The sequence below is a fragment of the Parolsenella sp. genome (assembly GCF_982402205.1).
The window spans coordinates 1-22,361 of the sequence record NZ_CEVYAT010000011.1; the positions used below are offsets into that span (position 1 = coordinate 1).

The following is a 22,361-nucleotide window of genomic DNA, read 5'->3' on the forward strand; positions in this document are numbered from 1 at the left end:
TGCCCACGACGATCGACGGCAGGCTCGAGAGGGTCTCGATGGCCGTGGAGGCCGCGGTGGTGACCCAGTTGTCAGGCGCGTACTCGACCAGGAAGATCGCCGCGCCCAGGCTCACCGGCAGGCTGATGACGAGCGTGATGACGAGCATGTAGAACGAGTCGAACAGCTGCGTGGCAATGCCGGGCAGGACCTTGTCGGCCGAGTCGTTCACGAGGAATCCCGGCTGAAAGACCTTGCCGATGCCGCGCGAGAGGATGTAGGCGACGATGGCTGCGAGCAGCAGCAGGACGAGGCCGGCGATGGCGGTGAGCACGCCGGTGGCGATGCGGTCCTGACGTCCGATGCGGCGGGCGTGGGCGTCGAGGTCGACGGCGGCGGTCGCGGAGGCGGTGGCGGCCGCGGTTCGCTCGGCGCCCTTATCGGTGCCCTTCTCGGCCACGCCCTGGTCGGCGGGTTGGTCGGCGCGGAACTCGGCGGGATCGCTGGCAAACGTAGAGCTATCCATTCTTCTTTGCTCCCCTCTTGCCAATGACGTGGATGATCATGATGAACAGCAGCGACATGCCCATGAGCAGCAAGCCCAGGCTCCACAGGGCGTGGTACTCGACCGAGCCCGTGGTGGCGTTGGCGAGGCCGCTCGTGAGGGCCGTGGTGAGCGTGGCCGCCGGGTCAAGAAGGCCGGAGGGCATGGCCTTCTCGACGCCGCCGATGACCATCTGCACGGCGAGCGTCTCGCCAAAGGCGCGGGTCATGCCCAAGATGACGGCCGTCATGAGGCTGGGCAGCGCACTCTTGAGGACGACGTGGGTCACGGTCTGCCAGCGGGTGCAGCCCAGGGCGTAGGAGCCCTCGCGGTACTCGTTGGGAACCGCGGCGAGCGCGTCGATGGACAGCGTCGTGACCGTGGGCAAGATCATGACCGCAAGCACGATGGCACCCGACAGGATGCCCGCGCCGGTGCCGGCAGCCTCGCCAAAGATCGCGCGCATCGCGGCGTTCACCACCGTGAGGCCGATGAGGCCGTAGACGACCGAGGGGATGCCCACGAGCAGCTCGACCAGCGGCTGGAAGACCTTGCGGCCAAAGACCGGCTGGACCTCGACCACGAAGATGGCCGAGCCTAGGGCGATGGGCAGCGCGAACAGGGTGGAGAGCAGCGTCACGGAGAAGGAGCCCACGATGAGCGGGGCCGCGCCGTAGCGCCCGTCGGACGGAATCCAGTTCTGTCCGGTGATGAAGCTGCCAAAGTCAACGCCATCGGTAAAGAACGTGGTGAGGCCCTCGGCCGTCACCATGACGATGAGCACCGCGACGACGAGTGCCACGAGCGCCACGCAGGCGCCCGTGAGGCCCAGGCCCACGTTCTCCAGGCTCCTCTTTGGCATCAGGCGTTTTGCCATGAAGTGTCCTTTGCGAGTGGGGAGAAAAAGGGACGGGGCGCGCCCCCGAGTCGAAGACGCGCCCCGCGAAGGGAGGTGAGACTAGGCGGCGGAGATGGTGCCCGAGGCGTCCTTCTTGACCTTCATGCCGGTCAGGGGGATGAAGCCCTTCTCCTCGACGAGCGAGCCCTGGACCTCGTCAGAGAGCATGTAGTCGATGAAGGCCTTGGCGACCTCGTCGGCGTCGGAGGCGGTGTACATGTGCTCGTAGGACCAGATCTTGAAGTCGCCGGACTCGACGTTCTCGCTCTTGGGCTCGACGCCGTCGACCTTCAGAGCCTTGAACTTCGTGTCATCGAAGTAGGAGAAGGCGAGGTAGGAGATGGCGCCAGCGGTCTGCTGGAGCTTCTCGACAACGGTGCCCGAGGAGTCCTCCTCGGCAACCGGCTTGAAGGAGTCGGGCACGGTGGCGCCGGCGAGGACGGCGCTCTCGAAGGTGGCGCGGGTGCCGGAACCGGCCTTGCGGTTGATGACCTGGATGGGGCCGGCGGTACCGCCCACCTGGCTCCAGTCGATGATCTCGCCGGTGAAGATGCCCTTGAGCTGCTCGGTGGTGAGGTCGTCGACGTCGACGTCGCTGTTCACGACCGGTCCCATGCCCACGACGGCAACCTGGTTGTCAACGAGCTTGGCGGCGTCGGCGGCCTCGAGCTTCTCCTCGGCGAAGATGTCGGAACGGCCGATCTGGGCCTTGCCGTCCTTGACGTCGGACAGACCCTGGCCGGAGCCGCCGCCCGAGATGGTGATGGTGACGTTGGCGTTGGCGTCCATGAAGGCGTTGGCGGCGTCCTCGACGAGCGGCTGGAAGCTCGTGGCGCCCGAGCAGGTGACGGAGCCGGAGAGGTCGGCGGCAGTCTCCGTGCTGGCAGCGGCAGTGGAGGCGGAGCCGGAGCCACCGCAGCCAACGAGGCCGAGGCCGGCGAACGCGGCGAGGCCACCGGCCAGGCCACCGAGGAACTGACGACGAGACATGTCCATGCTCATGATTCTCCCTTGAGAGTGGTGTGTGGAGGCGTGCGGGCGACCGGTCGCTTGCCGGTCTTTGGGCCCGCGCCTCCGTGTCGAGAATCAATCTATAGGCCAGCGGTTGCGATTCCTCGCTCAACGGCCGTCCCTTACGTTTGCCTGACGGCTCCTTACAGCCGCGTGACGCGGGCTTACGTTTCGTTTACATTTCGCGGGTTGGCGAACGTTGCTGCAGGGTGTTGCGCTTACACAAGGCGGACGTTTGCTGCGAGAGGCCGCACTCGGCGGGGGCAGGGGCTTACACAAAGCGGGCGTTTGCTGCAATCCGCCGTTCTCGGCAGCGCCATGCCCTGCAGGAATCGGTCGTTTGCTGCATTCGGCCGCTCTCGGCGACGCCGTGCCTTACACAAACTGGTCGCTTGCTGCAATCCACCGTTCTCGGCAGCGCTGCGTCTTACACAAAGCGGGCATTTGTTGCAATCCACCGCTCTCGGCGACGCCGTGCCTTACACAAACTGGTCGCTTGCAGCATTCGGCCCTTCTTGGCAGCGCCACACCCTGCAGGAACTGGTCGTTTGCTGCAATCCACCGTTCTCGGCAGCGCCACGTTTTACAGGAATTGGCCGTTTGCTGCATTCGGCCGTTCTCGGCAGAGCCCCCGCCTTATACAAATCGGTCATTTACAGCAAACGGTAACCGCCTCCCCTGGCAGCCGCCAGTCCCCTCTCCCGATCGCAATTTCCTAGGAATTTGTCGAAATACACATTTAACGGACAGGCATTAGCCCGTTTTCCTAGGAATTTGTGGATAACAGCAAGGCGCCCCTCTCGGCACTTACCGTTTGTGCAGAACTGCGTTTCTTGCCGCGTGGTTTTGCACAAACACGCAGTTCTTTCCGTATTTCTGTTGCTAAAACGGCAAAAAGCGCTGCTTTGCTGCAAACTGCGCGGACAGAACCGCAGTTTGCAGCAAACCGCAACACGGGCGCTGGCAGAGAAGAAGGCGATCGGCGTTCTCCCCGACCCGCACCCACTCGCTGGCAGGCACCTTCCGCTCGCGGAGTGGCCGAGGGGCGGCGCGGCGCCCAACCCACACCCACTCGCTGGCAGACACCTTCCACTGAGGCGAACCTGATAATAGTTAGGTTTCAAAATGTTAGGTTCCTATTAATTAGGCTCCCACATCGTTAGGTACCTTTACTATTACTCGCCCGGCGTCCTATCATGCTCCTGCACAACAACATATGAGAGAGGAGCAACATGCCAACGTCAGCAAAGGAGGTGAGCACCATGGAGACCCACGAAACGCCCAGCTCAGCGGCCCAGTCGAGTCAGGACGCCGCGCCCCGCCCGGCAGCCACCGCCGCAACCGCCGGCACCGCCCGCACGGCAGCTACGACCGCCAGCGCCACAGCCATCACCAGCCCGACAACCGCGCCCACCAGCGCCGCGGCCTGCCAGGCAGCCGCGTCCGCCAACGAGGGCTTTGCCCCCTGCGGCCGCATCGAGGCCCATCCCCTGCCCAACGGCGACGACCCCTTCCGCCCGCGCTGGATGGACATCGAGGACCCCGGCGAGCGCCAGTGCGCCCACATCGTGGACACGCTAGGCTTCTGCGGCCACTACATCCACATCCACGGAGGCGGCCGCTCGGGACGCGCGCCCATCATCTGCGCCCTGCTCAAGCACGGCGACGCCATGCCGCAGCGCGAGCTCATGAACATGTTCGACCTCAAGGCGGGGTCGCTATCCGAGGTGCTCGCCAAGATCGAGCGCGACGGCCTCATCGAGCGCACGCGCGACCCGCAGGACCGCCGCCAGCTCATCGTCCGCCTCACCGAGAAGGGCCACGCGCAAGCCGAGCGCGAGCAAACCGAGCGCGAGCGCTTCCGCGCCGAGCGCGCCCTGCTCGAGGACATGCTCGCACGCATCAAGGAACGATGGCGCAGCATCAGCAAGGGAAGCGACAAGGAGGATTGCGCATGCAGCAGCAACTAGACGCCGAGGCCGCAGGCAAGGCCAAGGCCATGAAAATAAGCTACGCCGCCATCATGCGGCGTCTCATGGAGAGCATCCGTGGCTACAAGAGGGTGACCATCGCCACCCCGCTGCTCGTTCTGGGCGAGGTCGTCTGCGAGATGGCCATCCCGTTCCTCACGGCCAGCCTCATCGATCAGATCAAGGTGGGCGCCACCGTGGCCGAGCTTCTGCCCGCAAGCGGCGTGCTCGTCCTTCTCGCCCTGTGCTCGCTGGCCTTTGGCACCGGCGCCGGCATCACCTGCAGCCACGCAAGCTGCGGCTTTGCCAAGAACCTGCGCCGCGACATGTTCTACAACATCCAGCGCTTCAGCTTTGCCAACATCGACGAGTTCAGCTCGAGCTCGCTCGTGACGCGCCTCACCACCGACATCAGCAACGTCCAGATGGCGTTCATGATGATCATCCGCATCGCGGTGCGCTCGCCGCTGTGCCTCGTGTTCGCCTTCGTCATGGCCACGGTCATGGGCGGTCCGCTAGCGCTGGTCTACGCGGCGGTCATCCCGGTGCTGGGCTTTGGCCTGTTCTACATCATTCACCTGGTGCGCCCGATCTTCACGCGCGTCTTCCACAAGTACGACGCGCTCAACGAGTCGGTCGAGGAGAACGTCACCGGCATGCGCGTGGTTAAGAGCTACGTGCGCGAGGACTACGAGAAGGGCAAGTTCGCTCGCGCCGCGCAGGACGTCTGCCTCGACTTCACCCGCGCCGAGAAGCTCCTCGCCTTCAACAACCCCCTGATGATGTTCGCCGTTGACCTCACCTGGGTCGTCATCATCTACTTTGGCTCGCAGACAATCATCACCACCGGCGGCACCGCGTTCGACGTGGGCCAGATGTCGGCCATCTTCACCTACGGCTTCCAAATCCTCATGAGCCTCATGCAGCTGTCGATGATCTTCGTCATGGTCACGATGGCCGACGAGAGCGCCCGACGCATCGAAGAGGTCCTCGATGCCGAGCCCACGATCGCCGCGCCCAAGGACGCCGTGACCGAGGTCGCCAACGGCAGCATCGACTTTGACCACGTGAGCTTCAAGTACTCGGCCCACGCCGAGCGCCAGGCACTCGAAAACGTCGACCTGCACATCAAGAGCGGCGAGACCATCGGCATCCTGGGTGGCACGGGCTCCTCGAAGTCCACGCTCGTGAACCTCATCGGCCGCCTGTACGACGCCACCGAGGGTAGCGTGCGCGTGGGCGGCGTCGACGTGCGCGACTACGACCTCGAGACGCTGCGCACCAACGTTGCCATGGTCCTGCAGAAGAACGTGCTGTTCAGCGGCACCATCGCCGAGAACCTGCGCTGGGGCGACGAGAACGCCACCGACGAGCAGGTGCGCGAGGCGGCCCACCTGGCCTGCGCCGACGAGTTCGTCGACGGTTTCCCCAAGGGTTACGAAACCTACATCGAGCAGGGCGGCTCCAACGTCTCCGGCGGCCAGAAGCAGCGTCTGTGCATCGCGCGCGCCCTGCTGCGCCGCCCCAAGGTCCTGATCCTCGACGACTCCACGAGCGCCGTCGACACCAAGACCGACGCCAAGATCCGCGAGGGCCTGGCCACCTACCTGCCCGACACCACCAAAATCATCATCGCCCAGCGCGTGGCCTCCGTGCAGGACGCCGACCGCATCGTGGTTATGGACGGCGGCCACATCGCCGACGTGGGCACCCACGACGAGCTCATGCGCCGCAGCCCGATCTATCGCGAGACCTACACCTCGCAGAACAAGATGGGTGCCGACGAGGCCGACGTCGAGGCCGCCGAGGCGGCGAGCGACGCCGCCAGCGCCGCGAACGTCAACGCCAAGAAGGGAGGCGAGGGCCTTGAGTAAGCAGCAGACCAAGCCCCGCGCCAAGGCGGGCACCGCCGGAAGGCTCATCAAGACGATCTTCTCGTTCTACCCGCGCCTTCTGCCCGCGATCGTCGCATGCCTGCTCATCGCGGCCGTTTCGAGCTCGTTTGGCTCGGTCTTCCTGCAGGGCGCGCTCGAGATCGTGACCCAGTTTGGCCAGACCGGCGACTGGGCCGCCGCCCAGCCCGAGGTCTTCCGCCTTGTCGCCACGCTCGCGGCCGTCTACCTCGTGGGCATCGCCGCGTCCCTGTTCTGGAACCGCTCCATGGCCATCGTCACGCAGGGCTCGCTCGAGAAGCTCCGCGAGAAGATGTTCAGCAGCATGCAGGACCTGCCCATCAGCTACTTCGACACGCACCAGCGCGGCGACATCATGAGCCACTACACCAACGACATCGACGCCCTGCGCCAGATGATCTCGCAGTCGTTGCCCAACCTCTTCCAGACTGGCGTCGTCCTCATCACGGTGTTCTTCATCATGATGTACTACTCGGTGTGGATGTGCCTGGTCATCGTGGCCGGTGTGGCGTTCATGGTGGTCATGACCCGCGTGCTGGGCAGCAAGTCGGCCAAGTTCTTCGTGGCGCAGCAGCGCGAGCTGGGCGTCGTCGAGGGCCAGGTCGAAGAAATCATGAACGGCCAGAAGGTCGTCAAGGCGTTCTGCCACGAGGCCGCCGCCGAGGCCGACTTCGACAAGATCAACGAGCATCTCTTCGAGGTCTCGCAGCAGGCCAACATGTACGGCAACATCCTGATGCCCGTGCTCATGAACATCGGCAACCTCATCTACGTCATCGTAGCGCTGGCAGGCGGCCTGCTGCTCGCCCTGGGCGTGCCCAACGTGTCGCTGTCTGGCATGGCGCTCTCCATTGCCGTGGTGGTGCCGTTCCTCAACATGACCAAGCAGTTCTGCGGCCAGATTGGCCAAATCTCGCAGCAGATCAACGCCGTGGTCATGGGCCTTGCCGGCGCCGACCGCATCTTTGCCCTCATCGACGAGCAGCCCGAGGAGGACGAGGGCTACGTGACCCTGGTGAACCTAGGCGTCGAGGGCGGCGAGCTGGTCGAGAGCGAGAAGCGCACGGGCCTGTGGGGCTGGAAGCATCCGCACCACGATGGCACGACCACCTACACCCCGCTGCGCGGAGACGTCCGCATGGAGGACGTTGACTTTGGCTACACCCCCAACCACCAGGTGCTTTACGGTGTGAGCGTCTATGCCAAGCCGGGCCAGAAGGTGGCCTTCGTGGGCGCCACGGGTGCGGGCAAGACCACGATCACCAACCTCATCAACCGCTTCTACGACATCGCCGACGGCAAGATTCGCTATGACGGCATCAACGTCAACAAGATCCGCAAGGCTGACCTGCGCCGAAGCCTGGGCGTGGTGCTGCAGGACGTCAACCTGTTCACCGGCACCGTCATGGACAACATCCGCTACGGCCGTCTCGACGCCACCGACGAGGAGTGCATCGCCGCCGCCAAGCTCGCCGGCGCCGACGACTTCATCAGCCGCCTGCCCGAGGGCTACGCCACGATGCTTTCTGGCAACGGCGCGCAGCTCTCCCAGGGCCAGCGCCAGCTCATCTCGATTGCCCGCGCCGCCGTGGCCGACCCGCCCGCGATGATCCTCGACGAGGCCACGAGCTCGATCGACACGCGTACCGAGGCCATTGTCCAGAAGGGCATGGATGCGCTGATGCAGGGCCGCACCACGTTCGTTATTGCGCACAGGCTGTCGACCGTCCGCAACTCCGACGTAATCATCTGCCTCGACCACGGCCACGTTATCGAGCGCGGCAGCCACGACGAGCTCATCGCCAAGAAGGGCTACTACTACCAGCTCTACACCGGCGCGTTCGAGCTCGAGTAGGGCTCGCGAGCAGCGAATAGCGCACGAGAAGGGCGGCGCCGTCTGATTCATCCCAGGCGGCGTCGCCCTTCTTTGCATGCTCCTTGGTGATCGCTAGGGACGCGCGTCTACATCGGCGGCCGTGCGGCCCCACGTCTACGCCTCGTCGAGGGCGTACAGCTCCCCCGCCTCGACGAGCGTGAGGCCCGAGCCGCGCAGTTTGAGCTCCACGGGCTCGCCCTGCACGCGCACGATGTCAACCGTGCCTCCATCGACCGAACAACTGTAGGCGTAAGACACGGTGAGGTCACTCGAGTGCAGGCGGTCAAGCAGGGTCGCGAGGCCACCCGGTACGTTGTCGACGCGCAGGGCCGCAACCTCGCAGGTAGAGGCGTCATAGCCCAGGTTGCAGAGCATCTCGCAGCTGTCATGAGGCCGGTCAACCACAAGACGCACGATGGCAAAGTCCGTGTTGCTCGCAACCATGACGCCGTGAATCTGGATGCCGGACTCACCAAGCACGCGGCACATCCTCGCCAGACGGCCCGGCCCAGCCGGCAGGCAAACGTTCAGCTGGTCAATCATGGTGGCCTCCTTGCGTTGGCGAATTCCTATCGCAAGATTACTGCGAGCCAATTACGCTCATTAGCCTAAGGGCCCCATTTAACCTCCACGTTCTTAACCTGGCGTAGTTATGAAACACAGACGCTCGGAGTCGATCGACTCCGAGCGTCATCGTGATATCAATGCAAGCGAAATTAAGCCTGCAATTACCCGTAAATCCGCCCCGACTTCGTCACCCATCCGTAGTCCGAGCGATAAAAGTTAACCTTAACGAAAATGCTCTTGCCACCGCTTTCGATATAACATTGCTGTATAGAACCACTCGATGCGGTGCCCCTATAATCATCGATCCAGCGCCCCTGGATGCCACTAATCTTCCCGTAGCCGTCGTCATAGGTATACCTAACACACACCCTAACCGAATTATCTATCCAAAGAAATTTAGACATCGTCAGCATCGAACGGGGCGAAATAGCATCTGCTGCTTCAACAGCCCCCTGTTCGCATGCAATCGCGGGCGTAAGCGGAGCAGCAAGACAAGTAGCCATCATCACAACGAGCGCAAAACGCTTAATACTACTGGCAATCAAGTCAATCACCTCTCCTTAGCTAGGCTGAATTCTGATTTCATTTGGGACCAGAGAACCACTAGCTCTCGATTTCCCCGTAGGCCCCCATTCGGCTTCAACGTAGCTGCCTTCAGTTAGGTCAGAGAAAGAGAGCGAGACTCCGTCCTCATCCTTGACCAGCACCTTTCCTCCGTCGTCGAAAACGTAAAAGTCATCATCTCCGGGGTCGGTTTCCACGCCACGGTACTTTGTTTCCACGACAATGGAGCGATCTGTTTTCGCAATGACGGTTCCTCGGACAATGTGCCGATAGCCTACGGCCTGCGTAGCCCATATCAACGCAACAACCACGCATAAGATAGCGATAGCGACCGCAAGATAGCGCTTCCTCATTGCTTTCACCTCCCCTCAAGCTCATCAGGGCCTATCCGGGACGATGGCACCAGTGTGCCGTATATCCCTTACTTAGTCCCTTATTAATGCGAGCAGAGCGGCAAGCGGCACGACAATGACGGCAAACGGAATAAGTAATTGAATCGTTTCCCCAGTTAAACCGCCTACAAGCGGGTACAATCCACTGGGACAAACAGACGGGAGATGCACATGTATTCGTTCACGAGCCGCGTGAGGTACAGCGAGGTCGACGAGAACTGGAGGCTCACCATTCCGGCGCTCATCGACTACCTGCAGGACTGCAGCACGTTTCAGTCGGACCTGCTAGGCATGGGGCCCGAGCACATCGCGAGCACCAAGCTCGCGTGGATGCTCAGCGCCTGGAAGATCGAGATTCGCAAGCTGCCGCGCTTCAACGACGAGATCGTCGTGAGCACGTGGGCCACGGGCTTCAAGGGACTGCGTGCCAACCGCAACTTCACCGTGTGCGCGGCGGGCGCACCAGCAGACGCCGAGCCGCTCGTCCGCGCGGACTCGAGCTGGTTCATGTTCGATGGCAACAAGGGTCGTCCCGTGCGCACGCCCGAGAGCGAGTGCATGCCCTACATGGAGTTCGACGGCGATGACGCGCCACTCGACATACCCGCGATTCCGCACGTGGTGCGCATCGAGGACGAGGGCGAGCCGCTCACACCTGTGCAGGTCACGGCCGCCCATCTCGACACGAACCACCACGTCAACAACGCCCAGTACGTGGCGATTGCGCTGGGCGCACTGGGCGAGCGCGTGCCTGCCACTCCCCTTACGCTCGACGTTCACTACAGCCAGGCAGCCAAGCTCGGCGACGTCATCTACCCGCACCTTCACGAGCAAGATGACGCGCTTACCGTGACGCTCGACAACGCGGACGGCAAGCACTACGCCATCGTGAGCGTGAGCTAAAAGAGGCGACACAGGGACGGCAACAGGCTTGGAGCGGCCGAGCGAGAAGCACGAAAGAGGCCGGGATGGGAACGTCTCCCACCCCGGCCTTTGTTTGTGTATGCAGGTTGCAGGGCACGACAGCCGCGCCCGCCCCGCTCGCGCTAGTACGCGATGTCCATGCGGCGAACGATGTCGAACGAGATGACGCTCGTGTCGACGTACTCCTCGGCCAGGACCACCGGCGCGTCGCTCGTGTCATAGAGAACCGACCTCGTGACCAGCATCGGGCGCTCCCCCACCTCGGTAGCCGCCCCATCGCCCACGACGGCGCGAGCCTCGCTGGCCGTCACCACGTCGAGCTCGGTGCGCTCCCACGACAGGCGCCTGCCTCCACGCTCGAACAGGTAGCAGAAAAGCGACCTGGGATAGCTCGCGAGCTCCGCGAGCGCGGCCGCAACGTCATCGCCGCCCGCCACCTCGAGGCCCAGCCAGTCGCGACAGATGGCGCACGGCCGGCCGTCGGCCAGGAACTGCTTGGTGACCTCGATGACGGGCTCGTCATCGGAAAGGCGCAGCTCACAGCGGGCGCGGGCGGCTTGCTCACCCTCGGCCTCGCAGGCTCGCAGGGGCCGCACGTCTGCCTTGTGGCCGCAGCGCTCGATGGCACGTGTGAGCTCGCTTGCGGGCGAGAGGTGCGCGCGCACGCCCATGGCCTCGACGTTCACGAAGGTGCCCTTGCCCTGGCGGCGCAGCACGACGCCATCGGCCGCAAGGTCGTTCAGGGCCTGGCGAACCGTCGTGCGGCTCACGCCCAGGCGCTGGGCGAGCTGCTCCTCGCGCGGCAGCTTATTGCTGGCCGCAAGGTCCATCTCGTCAATGATCGCCTCGAGCGCGCGACGCGTCTGGTCTGCGAGCGACCCCGTCTTTACCCGTTCAGCCATGGCGCCTCGCTAGTCCCAGTAGCCCTTGTGGACCTCGGCGGCCTCCTCCTCGACCTCGGGGAAGGGGCCCTCGACCTTGATGTCCTTCTGGCCACGGGCAAAGACGTCGCGGCAGGGCAGGTCAAAGGTGGGGTTCTGCTCGTTGGAGCCGGTGAGCTGCAGCAGGCGACGCTCGGTCATGCCATAGACAACGCGGCCGATGCCCGCCCAGTAGATGGCGCCCGAGCACATGGCGCAGGGCTCGGCGGTGGTGTAGAGGGTGCAGTCCTTGAGGAAGGCACGCGAGTACTCGTGGCTGGCGCGGCGCACCAGGGCGGTCTCGGCGTGGCCGGTGGCGTCGCGCTGGGTGATCTCGATGTTCTCCTGCTCCATCAGGATGTTGCCGTCCTTGTCGGTGAGCAGCGCGCCAAACGGCGTGTTGCCGTGCTCGCGCGACTCGCGGGAGACCTGGATGCAGCGGCGCAGGTAGTACTCGTTGGACTCGGCCATGATGCTCTCCTTTTGCTGGTGGCGCCTGGGGTGGGCGCGATGGTTGTCGATGTGGCGTGGCCTGCCAGCACGCGTTGTCGGCAAGCAGCGTCTTTTGCCGAGAAGGACGCGGCGTTGTGCCGTCCACCTCGCATGCCGAGACGAGCGCCGGCACGCGTTGCCAGTCGCTCGTCCTATGCAAGGGCGCAACGCCAACACACGTTGCCGACGGTGCGCCCCATTACCAAGACGGACGACGGTGCGCTCCCCTTCTGCGCGCGCCATCGTCCGCCCCGTAACGCTCGAAAGGTCATACCTATTACCTTTCGACTCCCATCATAGCGCCGCGGGAGCAAAACGCCCCGTGTCGCACGCAGACGGCACGGGGCAGGCGGTGAACGGATGGGCTGGACAGAGGCTGGGCGTCACGAAGCCGCAACGAGCGAACGCTCCTGCTACATCAGCTCGCAGACGTGGCTGGCGAAGGCCACGGGGTCGTCGGGCAGGATGCCCTCGACGAGCAGCGCCTGGTCATAGAGCAGGCCGGCGTACAGGCTAACCTTGTCCGCCTCGCCCGCCTCCTGGGCGGCCTTGAGCTTGTCGAACACCGGGTGCTGGGCGTTGAGCTCGAGTACGCGCTGGGCCTTGGGGGCCTCGCCCGCGTCGGGGCCGGCGGAGAGCACCTTCTCCATCTCGAGCGACAGCGGGCCCTCCGAGGTGATGGCGGCCGGCGCGTCAGTGAGGCGCGCGGACACGGTGACCTTCGTGACCTTGTCGCCCAGGGCGTCCTTCATGGCCTTGAAGAGGTCCTCGTTGTCCTTGGTGGCCTGCTCGGCAGCGGCCTTCTCGTCCTCGGTGGCAAAGTCGACGTCGCCGGCGGCAACGTTCTTGAGCTCGAGCGAGCGGTCCTCGACCTCGGGCTCGGCGCCATCGGCCACGGCCTTGGCAGCGGCCTCGCGGGCGGCGTCGTCCTCGTAGGTCTTGGGCAGGCCCTTGGCCTCGTAGGTGCGCATGGCCTGGAAGGTGAACTCGTCGACGTCAGCCGTGCAGAGCAGCACGTCATAGCCGTGGTCGAGCGCGGCGCGCACGACGGGCATCTTCTCGAGGCGGTCGCGCGAGTCGCCGGCGGCGTAGTAGACGGCCTTCTGGCCCTCGGGCATGGCCTTGGCGTACTCGGCAAGCGTCACCATCTTCTTCTCGCGAGCGCTCCAGAACAGCAGCAGGTCTGCAAGCTCGCCGGCCTTCATGCCATAGCTCGAGTAGATGCCAAACTTGAGGCCGCGGCCAAAGTTCTCGAAGAACTTCTCGTAGGCCTCGCGGTCCTGGTCGCGCATGGCCTCGAGCTCGCTCGTGACTTTCTTCTCGATGCGGTTAGCGATGGCGCGCAGCTGGCGGTTCTGCTGCAGCGTCTCACGGCTGATGTTGAGCGTGACGTCGGGCGAGTCGACGATGCCGCGCACGAAGTTGTAGTAGTCGGGCACGAGGTCAGCGCACTTCTCCTGGATCAGGACGTTGGAGCTGTAGAGCGCGAGGCCCTTCTCGTAGTCCTTGCTGTACAGGTCGAACGGAGCCTTGCCGGGGATGAACAGCAGCGCGTCGTACTCGAGGGCGCCCTCGGCATGGAAGGTGATGGTGCGGGCCGGGTCCTCCCAGTCGTGGAAGGTGGACTTGTAGAACTCGTCGTAGTCCTTCTGCTCGACGTCACCGCGCTTCTTCCAGATGGGCGTCATCGAGTTGATGGTCTCGAGCTCGGTGTAGTCCTCATACTCGGGCTTGTAGTCGTCGCCGGCGTCCTCGGGCTTGGGCTTCTGGCGGCTCTTGGTGACGAGCATCTGGATGGGGTGGCGCACGTAGTTGCTGTACTGCTTGATGAGGTCCTTGAGCGTCCACTCCTCGAAGAAGCGGCTGTAGCGCTCGCCCTCGGTGCCATCGGCGGGCTCGACGTCTTCCTTGAGCGTGAGGATGACGTCGGTGCCGCAGTGGTCACGCTCGCCTTCCTCGATGGTGTAGCCCTCGAGGCCGTCACTGACCCAGACGTGGGCGGTGTCCTCGCCCAGGGCGCGCGTCACGACGCGAACCTCGGAGGCAACCATGAAGGCGGAGTAGAAACCCACGCCAAACTGGCCGATGATGTCGACGTCGTCGCCCTGGTGGTCTGCGTTGGCGGCCTTGAACTCCTCGGAGCCGGAGTGGGCGATGGTGCCGAGGTTGCGCTCGAGCTCGTCGGCCGTCATGCCGATGCCGTTGTCCGAGATGGTGAGCGTGTGGGCGTCCTTATCAGGGGTGATGCGAATCGAGAGGCTGTCCTCGTCGAGGCTGACGTCGCTGCTGGTGAGGCTCTTGAGGTAGAGCTTGTCCTCGGCGTCGGACGCGTTGGAGATGAGCTCGCGGAGGAAGATCTCCTTGTTGGTGTAGATCGAGTTGATCATGAGGTCGAGAAGCTTCTTGCTCTCGGTCTTGAACTTGCGCATGCAGTGCCTCCTGATGGTGCGAAGCGGATTTGCGGCGGCGCGCACGAGACGCATGGCGCCCGCGGCGTGCGAAACCGCAAATCTGCTATTGCTTGACTTAGGTTTTATATCCCAAATGCGCGCATGTATTCAAGAAAATCAGCTTGCAAGACAATCGTCAGAAATGTATTTGCGATTTCTTGAGGCTAAATTGCCGTCCACCGAGTATTGATGCGATTTAGGCTATCAAAACACCAGATGAGAATAGCCTGAGACATCAACTACTCCGAGCCTGGAGGTTTAGCCTCAAGAAATCGAAAATACTTTTGGGAGGGTAACGTGGAACGGACACTTTGCGGCCTAACCGCATATCGCTATTACCAGATTCCGCCCCAAATCCTGGTCCTATACCCTCCACTACCCGAGCCGTACCTAGATCCAAAGCATCAAAAGATAGGCAACAGTCCGCTCGCTGTGGACTTACTTGAGACCCCGCTGCACAGGTTAGTTGATAGCACTAGAAATTGCTCTGCCACCAAGCTCTATGTCTCGCACACGGTTGCCCGCGACCTGCCATTTGGGAGCATCCGCAAGACCGAGCACGGCTTTGACGTGGCGTCTCCCGAGTTTGCGCTGCTGGGAATGGCCGCGACCCTAAACAAGTACAACCTGCTCCTGGCCGCCTACGAGCTTTGCGGCAGCTACAGCACCTTCGAGCCGTGCAAGCGCGCCGAGCAGCTGCTTGCCGAGGCAATACAGCGCGGCGACCTGAGCAAAGACGACGGCTGGAAGCGCACCAAGTCAACGACTGGCGAGGCAACCAACCTCTGGAAGCGCGACCCGCTCACCACGCCCGAGAAGCTCGAGCGCTTCTCCAAGCAGGCCCAGGGCTTTCGCGGCATCAAGAAGTTGCGCTGGGCAGCAGCCAACGTCACGGGCGCCTGCGCGTCGCCCCTCGAAGCCAGGGCATCGATGCTGCTGGGGCTGTCGCGCGCCAGCGGCGGACTGGGCGTGCGCTTCGCAAACAACCACCGCATCAACCTGTCGGGCACGGCGCAAGCCCTCTACCGACACGGACACTGCTATGCAGACCTCTACCTCGACGCAAACGACGCCCACGGCCCCATCGCAATCGAGTGCCAAGGAGCGTCGGTCCACAGCGGCGAGGCCGCGGGCCTCAACGACGCGCGGCGCACGGCCGCGCTCGCGCTCATGGGTGTGCAGGTGATACCCCTCACCCACGACCAGCTCGCCAAGCCAAACGGATGGGCTGCCGTAAAGCAGCTGCTCGCCAAAGTCGTGGGCGTCGACATCAGCAAGAGCGCCCTGCAGCGCGGAGCCGAAAACGAGCTACGCTACGCTCTATTCCCCAACGAGGAGGAGGACGAGTAGCCGGCGGCGCACAGCGAGCAAAGCGGGCAGAGGCCCAGCTACTTGCTGTGCTTGCGGCGATGCCTGGCCCAGATGTTATGCAGGATCGCAAACGCCAGCGCAAACGCGATCACGTAGCACACAAACGCAAACGCCGGCACGTCGAGAATCGTGAAGCGCGCGTGCTCGGCCCAGCCGCTCATGACCACGGCGCTCGCCGCAATCAGGAAGCCCACGCTCAGAACGCCCAGCGTCAGGCGGTCGGCGATGTGGCTCAGGTCGTCGATGGGGTCCTCGGAGCCCACGAAGTCCATGTTGAGCTTGAGCTGGCCGCGCGTGAGCATGCTCATCGCGAGCTCGGCCTGCGCGGCCGCGCCCAGTAGACCCTTCGTGGCCGCCTTGCCACGAATCGCGAGCTCCTCGGCATCATGCTTGACCTTGGCCATCGTGTCGGTGTGCGAGCGGATGTGCTGCGAGATGATGTCGATCATGTTCACGCCGGGCAGAAACTCGTCGAGCACGCCCTCGAGCGTCACGAGGCCGCGGGCCATGCTCGTGATCTGCCCCGGTAGCTCGATGCCGTTGCGCCGCGCGAGCGAGATGATGCTACCCAGGAAGCTGCCCAGGTCGAGCTCGGAGAGGCTCACGGTGCCAAACTCGTCGACCACCTCGTCAAGGTCCGCGAGCAGCGCCGCGTGGTCGACCTCGTCGGGCGAGCCCAGCGACAGGCGCAGCAGGGCGCTCTTGAGCTTGAGCGTGTCGCGCTCGGCCACCGAGAAGATCATGTCGCGCATGATGCGGCGCCAATACGGGCTCAGCCTGCCCGTGATGCCCAGGTCGAGAATCACGATCTGGCCGCCGTACACCTCGATGTTTCCGGGGTGCGGGTCGGCATGGAAGAAGCCGTCGTCAAGGAGCTGCGTGGCGTAGTTGTCGACCAGCTTGGCACCGATCTCGGTGAGGTCGTAGCCCGCGTCGACGAGCTTAGCCGGACTCGAGATCGTAATGCCCCCGACGTACTCCATCACCACGACGTGCTTGGTGCACAGGCTCATGTACGGCTTGGGGCAGGTCACGAACTTGCAGCTCTCGCTGTTGCGGCGGAACTCCTCGAGGTTGCGCGCCTCGACGAGGAAGTCGGTCTCCTCGCGGAAGGTGTCCCACAGCTCCTCCACCACGCTCGTGAGGTCGAGGAACTGGTCGCCCTTGAAGAAGGGGGTGAGGTGGCGCACGAGCGAGCGCATGATGTCGATGTCTTGCGCCATGACCTCCTGCACGTGCGGGCGCTGCACCTTCACGGCGACGTCCTCGCCACTCGCGAGGCGCGCGCGATGCACCTGCGCCACCGAAGCCGAGCCGAGCGGGTGCTCGCCAATGGCGTCGAAGACGTCGCCGAGCGAGCCGCCATACTCCTGCTCGAGCACGGCGACGACCGTCTCGTAGGGCATGGGGTCGACGTCGCTGCGCAGCTTGGTGAGCTCGCGGCAGAAGCGCTCGGGCAGAATCTCCGAGCGCATCGACAGAATCTGGCCGGCCTTCACGAAGGTGGGGCCCAGCTCCTCGAGCATGCGGCGAAACTTGACGGGCGTGATGCCGCCAAAGATGTCGTACTTGCGCACGATGCCAAAGATCTGCAGGATGCGGGCGTGGCGGCGCTTGCTCGAGATGCCGTAGCGGCTCGCGTCGTTGCGGCGGGCGCCTCGCAGCAGGCCAATCGTCATCGAATCGTCCTCGTCGAGCTCGCCCTCCACGCCGGCGAGCGCGGCCTCCCACATAGCGTCCTGCGCCTCGGGGGTCGACGGGTCTGCATGCGGCACCGTGCCCGAGGACCCCTCGGGCACGGCCACATTCACTTTGTCCTTTGGCTCACCAGTCAAGCGCGGCTACTCCTCGGCCTCGTCGGCCTCGACGTCAACGGTGACGCGGGCGGCATCGAGGTCGTCGGCGATCTCGCGGGCACGGTCGACGTAGTCGGCGCGCTCAGCGGACGTCATCGTGGCGAGATGGGCGCGCAGCACCTGGTCCTGCGCGTCGGAGACGGTCTGTCTGGCCTTCTGGGTGAGCTCGCGGTTGAGGTCCTTGCCCTGGTCAACCGTGATCTCGCCCTTCTTGACGAGGTCGTCGATGATTTCGCCGGTCTTCTCGGCGCCATAGGCAACGGCGCCCATGCCGGCGAGAAACGTCTTGCGCATGAGGTCAACGGGATCGAGCATGGTGGCTCCTTCCAATCTGTGCGTCACCGCCCGCGCGGGCACGCGACGCCTCCTGATGTTGTTGCTTGTACCCGAAATCAGTCCACGAGAATCGCGCGCATCTCGGCGACCGAGCGGGCCACGGCCGTGGCACCGGCGCGCTCGAGCTCGCCGTCCTCGGCGGTGTTGCCCAGGTAGACGCCCAGGCCCGCGACGCCGCAGGCGCAGGCGCCCTCGATGTCGTAGAAGCGGTCGCCCACCATCACGGCGTCGTGCGGGGCGCACCCCAGCTCCTCGAGCGCGCGCGTCACGAGGGCCTGCTTGCCCACGTCCTTGGGGTCGCGCGAGGAGACCACGGCGTCGAACAGTCCCTCGATGCCGGTGTCTGCCAGCGCGGCGTCGATGAGCTTGTAGTTCTTGGACGAGACGATCGCAAGGCGGCGGCCCTGCGCGCGCAGCTCGTCGAGTAGCTCGCGGATGCCCGCGAACAGCGGGTGGCTCTCGGGCCCAAGCTTGGAGTAGATGGCGCGGTAGCGGCGCGTGACCTCGGCCGCGTCTTCCTCCGACAGGCCATATACCAGCGTAAAAGCGGCCGGGAAGGGCGGACCCACCAGGCGCCCCGCGTCACCTATCTGCTCGCGGGTAAGGCCAAAGCCGAGAAGGACCTCGGTAGCCGTCTCGACGATGCAGCGCTTGGTGTCCGCGAGCGTGCCGTCGAAGTCGAACAGCACGCAGGGACGGCTCGCGAGAGACGCCGCCTCGCTGGCGGCACGCTCGGCGGCGCAGTCTGCGGGGCCTTCCGCGCGCAGCATCTTGAGGCCGTGGCGGATGGGATCCAGGACAAACCCCAGGTTTTCGGTGGCGCCCTTGGAAGACCCCGGCACGTTCACCACAAGGGTGCGCGCGAGCGTGCCGGCCGTGCCGCGCGAGACCCACGCGTGGTCGGTGATGCCGGCGGAGCGGGCGCGCATAAGCTCGCCCAGGCCCGGGACCATACGGTCGCAGACGGTGAGGGTGGCCTCAGGCGTCACGTCGCGCGGGCCCAGGCCGGTGCCGCCGCAGGTGACGCACAGGGCAACGTCCGCGCGGGCGGCCTCGCGGATGGCATGGGCGATGCGCCCGGCGTCGTCGGGCTCGACGACCACGTGGGGGTCGACGTCAAAGCCCGCGGCGGCGAGCTGCGCGGCGAGCGCGGGGCCGGCGGAATCGACGCGCGTGCCGGCGGCGCAACGGTCGCTCACCGTGATGACGCGAGCCGTATAGGGCACCTGAGCTGCGGCGTCGCGCTCGTGGTTGTGCTCGTGGTCATGGTCGTGGTGGGCCATGGTACCTCCCAAACAAAGAGGCGGCCGCCCCGCAAGGCAGCCGCCAAGACAGTCGCATCAAGTGTAGTACGCGCGCGGGACCCGCGGCGTCCGGCCTTGGGCGAGCGGCGCGTGGCCGAGAAGGGCAACGGCGCCACTGCCGCCCAAACGCGTCATCGGTTTGGCACGTCCAACGCCGCTCAAACGCGCGCAACCGATGGCTGGAAAGTGGCCGAGCAGATCGCCATTGGTTACGCACGTCCAACGGGCTCCAAACGTGCAATATCGATGGACAGGGCGCGGCAGAGCGGATCGTCATCGGTTTGGCACGTCCAACGCCGCTCAAACGTGCGCAACCGATGGCTGGAAAGTGGCCGAGCAGCGCGGCGGGTGCCCTCACGCTCCCCTACTTGCCAAACGGGCAGATCGGGTAGTGGCACTCGGCGCAGCCCAGGCACAGGCCGCCCTCGCCATAGGCCACGATGTCGTCGCGCGTCACGGGGATGCCCGCGGCGATGCGCGGCATCACGAGGTCAAAGATCGTGGCGCCGGCGAACATCACGCAGCCGGGAAGGCCCAGCACGGGCGTGCCGTCGTCGTAGTAGCCCACAAAGAGCATGGCGCCCGGCAGCACGGGCGCGCCGTAGGTGACCATGCGCGCGCCGCTGCGCTGGATGGCGCCCGGAGTGTTGTCGTCGGGGTCGACGCTCATGCCGCCCGTGCAGACCACGAGGTCGCAGCCCGCCTCGCGCACGCGGCCAATCGCAGCCACGATGTCGTCGATGTCGTCGCCGGGCAGCTCGTGGGCCACCATCTCGATGCCATAGGCCGCAAGCTTCCTCTGGACCACCGGGGTAAACGAGTCCTCGATGAGGCCGCCGGCCACCTCGCTGCCCGTGGTCACGATGCCAACGCGGCACAGCTTGAAGGGCACGACCTCGCACAGCGGGCCCTCGCCGGGGGCGGCTGCCGCGGCGGCGTCGGCCGCGTCGAGCACGCTCTCCTCCACCACGAGGGGAATCACGCGCATGCCGGCGAGCTTGTCGCCCTTGCGCACGGCGGTGTTGCCGGCACGCGTGGCAATCATGACCTTCTCGACCGAGTTCACGGCGCGCAGGGCCTCGGAGCGCACGGTGAAGCAGCCGTCGCAAGCCGCGCGCAGCTCGATCTTGCCCTCCTTGATGTCGTCCGCATGGGTGCAGCCCGCGCCCTCGGCGAGCTTGCACAGCCGCAGGGCCGCGTCGTTCTCGTGCAGCATGCCCGGCTGCATCTCCCAGACATAGACGCTGCGCTTGCCCATCGAGAGCAGCACGGGAACGTCCTCAGGCTGCACCACGTGCCCCTTGCGGAACCGTGCGCCCTTGAACTTGCCCGGGATGATCTGCGTCATGTCGTGGCACAGGACGTGTCCCACGGCATCCTGAACGGCCAGTTCCCTCATCGCTCGCACACCTCCACCACGCGGACCTCGTCGCCCGCGCGAACCTTGCCATCACGGATGACCACGGCAAAGATGCCCTCGGTGGGCATCGCGCACTTGCCGGTGAGGCGCTTAATCTCGCAGTCGTTGTGGCACTTCTTGCCAATCTGGGTCACCGCGACCAGGGCCTCGCCCGCCGCGACGACCGTGCCCACGGGCAGGCTCTTGAGGTCGAGCCCGCGCGTGAGGATGTTCTCGGCAAAGTCGCCGGGGGTAAGGTTGGGCAGCACCTCGCGCAGCTCGTCGACCGACTCGTCGGGCAGAAGGCTCACCTGGCGGTGCCAGGCACCGGCGTGGGCGTCTCCCACGACGCCTGTGCCCACGGCCAGCTCGATGACGTCGACGGGTTTCTTGCGCACACCCTTCTTGTCGCTGGTGCAAACGGCAACGACGGTTGCCATCTGCGTGTTATTGGTCTCTCCCATTTTTTGCTTATCCCTACTCTTGACGCACGAAGTGGCCCGAACGGCCACCGTCCTTCTCCATGAGCCGCACGGACTCGATGACCATGTCGCGCTGGTGCGACTTGCACATGTCGTAGATGGTGAGCGCCGCGACCGACACGGCCGTGAGCGCCTCCATCTCGACGCCCGTCTCGCCCTTGCAGCGGGCGGTCGCCTCGATGGCGATGCCCTCGGGCTCAAAGGCAAAGCTGATATCGACGCCGCTGAGCGGCACCTGATGGCACATGGGCACGAGCTCCCAGGTGCGCTTGGCCGCCATGATGCCCGCGACCTGCGCCACGGCCAGTACGTCGCCCTTGCGGGTGCCGCCCGTGCGCACGAGCTCGAGGGTGCTGGGCGCCATGAGCACGCGGCCCGCGGCGCGCGCAACGCGGCTGGTAACGGGCTTTGCGCCCACGTCGACCATGCGGGCGCGGCCCTGGGCGTTCACGTGCGTGAGCTCGGCGTCGCGAATCGATTCGTTCTTCTCGTCCACGCTAGCCTCCTATCTCGTTCATGTCGCGCGGCGTGGCGCTCGCGCTCACGCCGGGACGCAGGTTGTGGTGGGCCGGCTTGGCCTCGATGCCGGCGCGGATGGCGTCCACGAGCGTCTCGCCGTGCAGGCCCACGAGCGGCACCTCGGCAGCCGAGTGCAGGCAGGGCTTGAGGCGGCCGTCGGCCGTGACGCGAATGCGGTCGCAGCCCGAGCAGAAGCGGTGGCTCACCGCGCGGATGAGGCCCACGCGACCCGCGAAGCCGGGACCTGCGTAGAGCTCGGCCACGCCGCCCTCGCCAATGCGCGCGAGGTCAGGACAGGTGTTGAGCACCACGTCGCCCGAGACGAAGCGCTCGCGTGGCCAGGCGGCGCACTCCCCCATGGGCATGAGCTCGATGAAGCGCACCTCCACGGGCTCGCGGCGCGCGATGTCCACGAAGTCCGCGACCTCGTCGTCGTTGACGCCGCCCATGAGCACGCAGTTCATCTTGAAGTTGGCAAACCCGGCGTCTGCCGCGGCGCGCATGCCAGCGATGGCGTCCGCGAGCTCGCCCGTGCGGCTAATGGCGCGGTAGCGCTCGGGCCGCAGGGTGTCGAGGCTCACGCGTCTCAACGTG

Annotated in this window: 20 protein-coding genes and 1 pseudogene; 5 read left to right on the top strand and 16 right to left on the bottom strand. The window is 65.1% G+C overall.

From position 1 onward, the window contains the following. The 3 genes and pseudogenes from AC1VTH_RS01520 to AC1VTH_RS01530 form a co-directional block, all read right to left on the bottom strand. A pseudogene (locus AC1VTH_RS01520) lies at window positions 1-505 on the bottom strand (phosphate ABC transporter permease PstA); the annotation flags it as partial. Continuing rightward, the gene (gene pstC / locus AC1VTH_RS01525) at window positions 498-1,400 is read right to left on the bottom strand and encodes a phosphate ABC transporter permease subunit PstC (protein ID WP_481334385.1); all 903 of its coding nucleotides are present in this window, start codon (window positions 1,398-1,400) and stop codon (window positions 498-500) included. The pseudogene AC1VTH_RS01520 and the gene pstC, both read right to left, overlap by 8 nt. An 81-nt stretch (window positions 1,401-1,481) precedes the next feature. Beyond that, the gene (locus AC1VTH_RS01530) at window positions 1,482-2,423 is read right to left on the bottom strand and encodes a phosphate ABC transporter substrate-binding protein (protein ID WP_481334386.1); all 942 of its coding nucleotides are present in this window, start codon (window positions 2,421-2,423) and stop codon (window positions 1,482-1,484) included. A gap of 1,271 nt (window positions 2,424-3,694) precedes the next feature. On the opposite strand from AC1VTH_RS01530, the gene AC1VTH_RS01535 reads away from it, so the two are divergent. The 3 genes from AC1VTH_RS01535 (at window position 3,695) to AC1VTH_RS01545 (ending at window position 8,170) form a co-directional block, all read left to right on the top strand. Continuing rightward, complete coding sequence (locus AC1VTH_RS01535; protein WP_481334387.1) at window positions 3,695-4,402, top strand: MarR family winged helix-turn-helix transcriptional regulator; 708 nt, start codon at window positions 3,695-3,697, stop codon at window positions 4,400-4,402. A gap of 65 nt (window positions 4,403-4,467) precedes the next feature. Beyond that, complete coding sequence (locus tag AC1VTH_RS01540) at window positions 4,468-6,276, top strand: ABC transporter ATP-binding protein (RefSeq protein ID WP_481334402.1); 1,809 nt, start codon at window positions 4,468-4,470, stop codon at window positions 6,274-6,276. Continuing rightward, window positions 6,269-8,170: an ABC transporter ATP-binding protein gene (locus AC1VTH_RS01545; RefSeq protein WP_481334388.1), complete on the top strand. Its 1,902-nt coding sequence runs from the start codon at window positions 6,269-6,271 to the stop codon at window positions 8,168-8,170. The genes AC1VTH_RS01540 and AC1VTH_RS01545 overlap by 8 nt, the downstream gene beginning before the upstream one ends. 135 nt (window positions 8,171-8,305) lie before the next feature. Here the strand turns inward: AC1VTH_RS01545 and AC1VTH_RS01550 are convergent, their stop codons facing one another. From AC1VTH_RS01550 to AC1VTH_RS01560, 3 genes are all read right to left on the bottom strand, one after another. Next, on the bottom strand, window positions 8,306-8,734 hold the full coding sequence (locus AC1VTH_RS01550; RefSeq protein WP_481334389.1) for a hypothetical protein: 429 nt from the start codon (window positions 8,732-8,734) through the stop codon (window positions 8,306-8,308). 185 nt (window positions 8,735-8,919) lie between these two features. Further along, window positions 8,920-9,312: a hypothetical protein gene (locus tag AC1VTH_RS01555; protein WP_481334390.1), complete on the bottom strand. Its 393-nt coding sequence runs from the start codon at window positions 9,310-9,312 to the stop codon at window positions 8,920-8,922. Between the two features lie 6 nt (window positions 9,313-9,318). Continuing rightward, window positions 9,319-9,675 (bottom strand): hypothetical protein, encoded by a 357-nt coding sequence (locus AC1VTH_RS01560; RefSeq protein WP_481334391.1) that lies wholly within the window; start codon window positions 9,673-9,675, stop codon window positions 9,319-9,321. A gap of 210 nt (window positions 9,676-9,885) precedes the next feature. On the opposite strand from AC1VTH_RS01560, the gene AC1VTH_RS01565 reads away from it, so the two are divergent. Then, the gene (locus AC1VTH_RS01565) at window positions 9,886-10,617 is read left to right on the top strand and encodes an acyl-[acyl-carrier-protein] thioesterase (protein WP_481334392.1); all 732 of its coding nucleotides are present in this window, start codon (window positions 9,886-9,888) and stop codon (window positions 10,615-10,617) included. A 143-nt stretch (window positions 10,618-10,760) separates the two neighbouring features. Here the strand turns inward: AC1VTH_RS01565 and AC1VTH_RS01570 are convergent, their stop codons facing one another. The 3 genes from AC1VTH_RS01570 to htpG form a co-directional block, all read right to left on the bottom strand. Then, on the bottom strand, window positions 10,761-11,540 hold the full coding sequence (locus AC1VTH_RS01570) for a GntR family transcriptional regulator (RefSeq protein ID WP_481334393.1): 780 nt from the start codon (window positions 11,538-11,540) through the stop codon (window positions 10,761-10,763). 9 nt (window positions 11,541-11,549) lie between these two features. Continuing rightward, window positions 11,550-12,029 carry a nucleoside deaminase gene (locus tag AC1VTH_RS01575; protein ID WP_195447970.1) on the bottom strand — a complete coding sequence of 160 codons (480 nt, stop codon included), beginning with the start codon at window positions 12,027-12,029 and terminating at the stop codon, window positions 11,550-11,552. A gap of 434 nt (window positions 12,030-12,463) precedes the next feature. Then, a complete protein-coding gene (htpG, locus tag AC1VTH_RS01580; RefSeq protein ID WP_481334394.1) occupies window positions 12,464-14,479 on the bottom strand; it encodes a molecular chaperone HtpG in 2,016 nt (671 codons plus the stop codon). 453 nt (window positions 14,480-14,932) lie between these two features. Here htpG and AC1VTH_RS01585 point away from each other — a divergent pair, with 453 nt between their 5' ends. Beyond that, window positions 14,933-15,850, top strand: coding sequence for a hypothetical protein (locus AC1VTH_RS01585; RefSeq protein WP_481334395.1), 918 nt, complete (start codon window positions 14,933-14,935; stop codon window positions 15,848-15,850). 38 nt (window positions 15,851-15,888) lie between these two features. Here AC1VTH_RS01585 and AC1VTH_RS01590 read toward each other — a convergent pair whose 3' ends face one another. The 7 genes from AC1VTH_RS01590 to AC1VTH_RS01620 form a co-directional block, all read right to left on the bottom strand. After that, on the bottom strand, window positions 15,889-17,706 hold the full coding sequence (locus tag AC1VTH_RS01590; protein WP_481334396.1) for an ABC1 kinase family protein: 1,818 nt from the start codon (window positions 17,704-17,706) through the stop codon (window positions 15,889-15,891). Window positions 17,707-17,712: 6 nt separating this feature from the next. Continuing rightward, window positions 17,713-18,042, bottom strand: a complete 330-nt coding sequence (locus AC1VTH_RS01595; RefSeq protein ID WP_481334397.1) for a phasin family protein — start codon at window positions 18,040-18,042, stop codon at window positions 17,713-17,715. Between the two features lie 77 nt (window positions 18,043-18,119). Next, the gene (locus AC1VTH_RS01600) at window positions 18,120-19,346 is read right to left on the bottom strand and encodes an HAD hydrolase-like protein (RefSeq protein ID WP_481334398.1); all 1,227 of its coding nucleotides are present in this window, start codon (window positions 19,344-19,346) and stop codon (window positions 18,120-18,122) included. Window positions 19,347-19,731: 385 nt separating this feature from the next. Further along, window positions 19,732-20,766 (bottom strand): molybdopterin-binding protein, encoded by a 1,035-nt coding sequence (locus AC1VTH_RS01605; protein ID WP_481334399.1) that lies wholly within the window; start codon window positions 20,764-20,766, stop codon window positions 19,732-19,734. Beyond that, window positions 20,763-21,230, bottom strand: coding sequence for an MOSC domain-containing protein (locus AC1VTH_RS01610; RefSeq protein ID WP_481334400.1), 468 nt, complete (start codon window positions 21,228-21,230; stop codon window positions 20,763-20,765). The genes AC1VTH_RS01605 and AC1VTH_RS01610 overlap by 4 nt, the downstream gene beginning before the upstream one ends. A gap of 13 nt (window positions 21,231-21,243) precedes the next feature. Continuing rightward, window positions 21,244-21,744, bottom strand: a complete 501-nt coding sequence (moaC, locus tag AC1VTH_RS01615; protein WP_293826502.1) for a cyclic pyranopterin monophosphate synthase MoaC — start codon at window positions 21,742-21,744, stop codon at window positions 21,244-21,246. A gap of 1 nt (window position 21,745) precedes the next feature. Then, window positions 21,746-22,361, bottom strand: a 616-nt coding sequence (locus tag AC1VTH_RS01620; protein ID WP_481334401.1) for a radical SAM protein, incomplete at its 5' end; no start/stop codon positions are given.